Below are 5,569 nucleotides of genomic sequence, written 5' to 3'. Positions count from 1 at the left end.
GAGGAACGCTCCTACGGCCACGACGTCGGTGGTCCTGGCTCGGGTGAAGAGGGCTTCGACGGCGTCCAGTTCAAAGCCATGGTCGATGCCGCCGGCGGAGACGTTGCCGCCGCCGTACACACATGGCTCACCGCCACCGGGCGCCTCGACCCGGATGCGGTCATCGTGGGCCTGGAGATCCGCGCCTGGAAACCAAGGGAAGACTAAGCGCACCGATCAGCGAAGTGCTGAGGAGCAGATGCTCCCAGCACGCCGCTGGGTTGCGTCAGAACGAGGCCCCAGTAGCGCCGAATCTCAGCCAAAGCGCGCACAAGGCGCCTATCCTTCAGTCGTCGGACGGGGGTTGCCGCCCGGGGCCCGCCGACGCCTTGCGGCTCCGGGCTTGGGACGGCGGGGGCGATGGCACACATTGTAGGTATCCACGGAATCGGCCAGCAGTTCATCGGCGCACATACATTGCATCGGACGTGGTTACCCGCTCTGCGCGACGGAATCGCGGTGGCACGCAGGGTCTTCCCGATCAAGGCCGATTCGGCGAGCACGACCGACGTGGACGCGGATGCTTGGGACCTGCGTATCGCCTTCTACGGCGATCTTTTCCGCCCTGCGAGCGGAAAAGCCTTGGGTGAACCTCCTTATGAGGCTACCGACATCGAAAGCGCGGTCGAAGTCGAACTCCTCGACCTGCTGTGGCAGGAGACGGTACGGATCGAAGAACGACCGGACGCTCCACCGACGAAAGTCAGGACTCCGCTGGTGGCGCAGCGCGCGTTGAACCGGCTGTGTTCCTCGCCCTTTTTCGCGGGCATTGCTGAACGGGCACTGATCGCCGACCTGAAGCAGGTGAGGGCTTTCCTGTGCGACGCCACGGTGAAAGAGCGGGTTCTCGATCGGGTCGCAGACACGGTCGAGCCGGACACGCGCGTCATGATCGGTCATTCGCTCGGTTCGGTGGTGGCGTACGAGGCGCTGTGCGCCCACCCAGAATGGCCGGTCCGCTCCCTGATCACCCTCGGTTCTCCGCTGGGAATTCCGCGCATCGTCTTCGACCGTTTAACGCCGCGCCCCGTGAGCGGGCGTGGCGTGCACCCCCCATCGATTCGCCACTGGGTCAATGTCGCCGACCGCGGCGATCCGGTCGCGTTGCAGAAGAGGCTCGCCACTGGATTCGGCCCAGGCATCAAGGACGAGCTGGTCCACAACGGAGCCAAGGCACACGATGCCACCCCGTATCTCACCGCGCGGGAGACCGGACGTGCCATCATCGCCGCATTTCTCGACTGAGGCCGAAGACCCGTACCGGCGATATCTCGTGTCCGCGGGGACCGCCCGCTACGACCACCTGGCACCGCACGAGCAACTCGAGTCCGTGACCCACGACGTGGCGCTGGTCGCGGATTTGTTCTGCAGCAGCCTCGGCTATCAGCGGATCCTTCCCGAACTGGGCGCGGATCCGTCGAGCAGCCGGTTCCGGGAGCTGCTGAGCGACTGGCTGGCCTCCCAAGAGCGAACCTCGACCGACCTACTGGTCGTCTACTACTCGGGGCACGGCGCGACCGGTCTCGACAGACGGCACTATCTGCTCAGCCGCGACTCCAAGCCGAGCAATCTGGTCGGCACGGCCATCCCGACTGAGGACCTCATCCGGATGTTCGCGGGCAGCCCCGTTCAGCATGCGCTCATCATCCTGGACGCCTGCTACTCGGGCGCGGGTGCCGAAGACCTCGTCGCTGCGATGCGGTCCATCAGCGGCACGCGCGGTATGCACGAGGGCGTCGGCTCCGGACTGTGGTACGTGGCGGCGACGCGCGCCAAGGAAGAAGCGGTCCAACACGCATTTGCATCGGCGCTGGCCCAAGCCGTCGCCGATCCGCGGCACGGGCGGGTCTACCAGCGATATCTGGATCCCAACGCCCTCGTCGGGGCTGTCAACGAGCAGCTGCACCGGGCAGGCCGGCGACAGCAGGCGCGGGGGGCCATGGGAGACAGCAGCGGCATCTCGCCTCTGTTGCCCAACCCGCGCTACCGAGCCGCGATCCCCCCTGGCGTCGACATCGAGACGCAGCGCGGGATGCTCGACCGCATCGATCTGGTCAGCCACTGGGGCCCCAGAGCCAGGGGCGTGGAAGTCGAAGGGGAAGCGGGCTGGTACTTCACGGGCCGGTCGCGTGTTCTGCGCGAGTTGGTCGCCTGGCTGACCGCCGGTCATGACGACGCCCGGATGCGCGTGATCACCGGCGGTCCGGGATCGGGCAAGTCCGCGGTCCTCGCACGGCTGCTCACCCTCTCCGATCCGCTGTGCCGCGCTCGTGTGCCACAAGAGCAACTGCCCGATGACGGCACGGTCCCTCCGGTGGGGAGCGTCGACATCGCCGTGGTCGCCCGCGACAAGACTCTCACCGACATCATCGCGGCCCTCGCTGCCGGCACGGGCGTGCCCGTCGACGAGCCCGCCGTCTTCGTGGAGTCACTGCTCGCGGCCGAACGCCCCGTAACGATCGTGCTCGACGCGCTCGACGAGGCGATCGCGCCCAGGTCCGTGGCGCGCAGACTGCTCGCCCCACTGGCGGCCGCGCGCCAACCGGGCGTGCGCCTGATCGTCGGCACCCGCCGTGAAATCCTCGGTTCCCTCGGCAGCGGCAATGTCTCGATCGACCTGGACCTGCCGGAGTACCTGGAATTCGCCGATCTCTCGGACTACGTACTCAAGTCGCTGCTCGCCACCGGCGGTCCCGCGGCCGAGACGCCCTACCGGGGCAGGCCCAGGCTGGCTCGGCAGGTGGCGGACGCGGTCGCGGCGCGGGCGTATCCGACCTTCCTGATCGCGCGGATCGTCGGCCACTATCTGGCCTCGTCGACCGCCCCTGTCGATGTCACGCGGAGGGACTGGCGGTCACAGTTCCCCGCGACGGTCGGCGATGCGCTCGACGAGTACCTGGAAAGGTTCGGCGCGCACGAACAGCGCGTACGTGACCTGCTGATGCCGCTGGCGTACGCCCGCGGGGCGGGACTGCCCTGGGAGGATCTGTGGGCGCCGATAGCGGGCGCGCTCGCCGGTGTCAGCTACAGCGACAGTGACATTCAGTGGCTGCTCAGCCACGCGGGAGCCTACATCGCGGAGGCGACGGAGGACAGCAGGTCGGTCTACCGGCTGTTCCACACCGCACTTGCCGAGCACATGCGGGCTTCCACGCGCGGTCTCGACGCCGACCGGCGGATCGCGGGGGTCCTCGTCGAACGGGTCCCCGCGTCGCCCGGGATATCCGGCCCGGACTGGCGGCTGGCTCATTCGCATACCAGGAATCACCTGGCCTCCTATACAGCGCGGGCGGGCAGGCTGGATGCTCTGATGAGGGACCCGCTGTTTCTGATCGCCGCCGCACCCGATCGGCTTGTGGAGGTGCTGTCCGCTGTGAGTGACGACGACGCGCTGCGCATCAGCCGTACCTTCCAACTCGCCGCACACCGGATGTCCTCGGGGCGATTCGCGGAGAACGCAGCCCTGCTGGAGCTGGCTGCTCGCTGTGACGGCAATCCGGTGCTGGCGGACGGGTTGGGACGGCTGCCTTTGGGTCAGCCCTGGCGGGCGCTGTGGGCGCGCTGGGACCACAGTCGCCACTATCGGCTGATCGGCCGCCATGACGGCGCGGTGTGGGCGCTGGCGATGACGGAGTTCGACGGGCGGTACATCGTGGTCTCCGGCGGGGAGGACGGTACGGTACGGCGTTGGGACCTCGCCGACGGCGTACCGATGGGGGAACCGCTGACCGGCCATCGCGGGGCGGTCCGCGCCGTGGCGACGGGGACCATCGAAGGCCAGGCAGTGGTGGTCTCGGCCGGTCAGGACGGCACGCTGCGCCGCTGGGACCTGGTCGACGGCATGCATCTGGGCGAGCCCATGACGGGCCATCAGGGTCCGGCACGTACCGTCGCCGTCGTCGCGGCGAACGGCCGGAGCATCATCGTTTCGGGTGGTGAGGACGGTACGGTGCGCCGCTGGGACCTGACCGATGGGGCATCTGCAGGCGAGCCCATGACGGGCCACGACGGCCCGGTGCACTCCGTTGCCGCACGGAGCGTCGATGGTCGGATCATGGTCGTCTCCGGCGGTGAGGACGGTACGGTACGGCGCTGGGACCTGACCGAAGGGACGTCCGTGGGCGAGCCCATGACCGGTCATCAAGGCACGGTGCGGGCAGTCGCCATTGCCCTGAGCGCTGGGCGCCCCACCATCGTGTCCGGCGGCTACGACTGGTCGATCCGCCGGTGGGACCTGGCCGAAGGCGTGGCGATGGGCGAGCCCCTGGTGGAGCACAACGCGCATGTGACGACTGTCTGCGTCGATCCGCTCGACTCGGCGCGGCTTGCCTCCGGCAGCATGGACACATCCGCTCGGCTGTGGCAGGCGGATAGTTCGTTCGCTGACCCCTTCACCCATGACGGCGCGGTCACGTCGGTGCTCCTGGGACATGTCGACGGCCGTCCGTGCCTCGTCACCAGCAGCGCCGACTCGACGATCCGCCGATGGGAGCCCGAGCGTACCGCAGCAGACCGACTCCACTCGGCGTCCCATGTGGGCGGTGTTTCGGCGATTGCACTGGCGAGGACCGAGGGGCGTCCGGTCGTGGTGACCGCGGGCGCCGACCGCACGATGAAGAGATGGGAGCTGCCGACGGGCGAGCCCGTTGGGCACGAGGTTGCCGGTCACAGCGACTGGGTCAACGAGATGACGTCATTCAACTGCCGCAGCGGCCGCGCCGTCGTCCTGTCTGCGGGCGGTGACGGCAGCGTGCGGCGATGGGACGTGGAGAGCGGGCTGCTCATCGGGGAGCCGCTGCACTTTGGCGACGGCAAGTGGGTCAACACGGTCGCAGCCGGGTCCGCTGCGGGCATCGAAGTGATCGTGGCCGGAGCGGACGACGGGCTCCTGCGGAGGTGGAACCTGTGGACGGGCACAGAGCTCGGCGACCCGATGACCGGTCACACCGCTTCTGTGACCACCGTGCGCACCGTGGTCGTCGAAGGAGAGCCGGTGATCGTCTCTGCCTCTGCCGACCGCACACTGCGCACCTGGGGGCTGCTGGACGGGCGTCCGATCAGCTCGCCCCTCCAGGCTCATGACGCGGGCATCTGGACGGCGGCGTCAGGTGAGCTGTACGGCAGGACGATCGTCGTCTCCGGGGACGCATCCGGCATGGTTGCCGGATGGGACCTCGTCACCAGGGAGCGGATCGGGGAACCGTTCCGCGCGCATGACTCGGAGGTGCTGACCATCGCCATCGGCCGGTTGGGCGCGGCCGACGCCGTGGTCACGGCCGGCGACGACGGTCTGGTGCGGATCTGGCGCGGTTGGGGGCGCCTCGAGCATTCCATCCCGACCGGCAGCGGAGTCATGGCCCTCGAACTCACCCAGGGCGGGGACATTATCGCCGGCACGTGGCGTGGCCTGCTGCTGATCCGCCCAAGAGAGCCACTCCTCCCCACTGCGGACGGCAACCGCTGATCTGGATCCGCTAGAGCACCCGGAGCGCGGAGGTCGGGCGTCGGGAGGAGGCTTTGGAGGTCCCTG

The 5,569-nt window shown here is 68.6% G+C and carries 2 protein-coding genes and 1 pseudogene; all 3 read left to right on the top strand.

Annotated features, from left to right (window positions below; genetic code table 11):
- Nucleotides 1-207: pseudogene (locus ACWIHY_RS39970) on the top strand (hypothetical protein); the annotation flags it as partial.
- Nucleotides 208-399: 192 nt separating this feature from the next.
- On the top strand, nt 400-1,284 hold the full coding sequence (locus ACWIHY_RS39965) for an alpha/beta hydrolase family protein (protein WP_069774167.1): 885 nt from the start codon (nt 400-402) through the stop codon (nt 1,282-1,284).
- Nucleotides 1,285-1,312: 28 nt separating this feature from the next.
- Nucleotides 1,313-5,503: a caspase family protein gene (locus ACWIHY_RS39960; RefSeq protein WP_454381641.1), complete on the top strand. Its 4,191-nt coding sequence runs from the start codon at nt 1,313-1,315 to the stop codon at nt 5,501-5,503.
- Nucleotides 5,504-5,569: the final 66 nt, after the last annotated feature.

The sequence above is a fragment of the Streptomyces sp. NPDC055287 genome (genome assembly GCF_053646035.1).
Note: the sequence above shows the minus strand (reverse complement) of the source record. Positions and strands in the feature narration are given on the sequence as shown.

Excerpts from the sequence above, each read along its gene's own strand:
- ACWIHY_RS39965 (WP_069774167.1), top strand. The coding sequence starts at position 400 with ATGGCACACATTGTAGGTATCCACGGAATCGGCCAGCAGTTCATCGGC.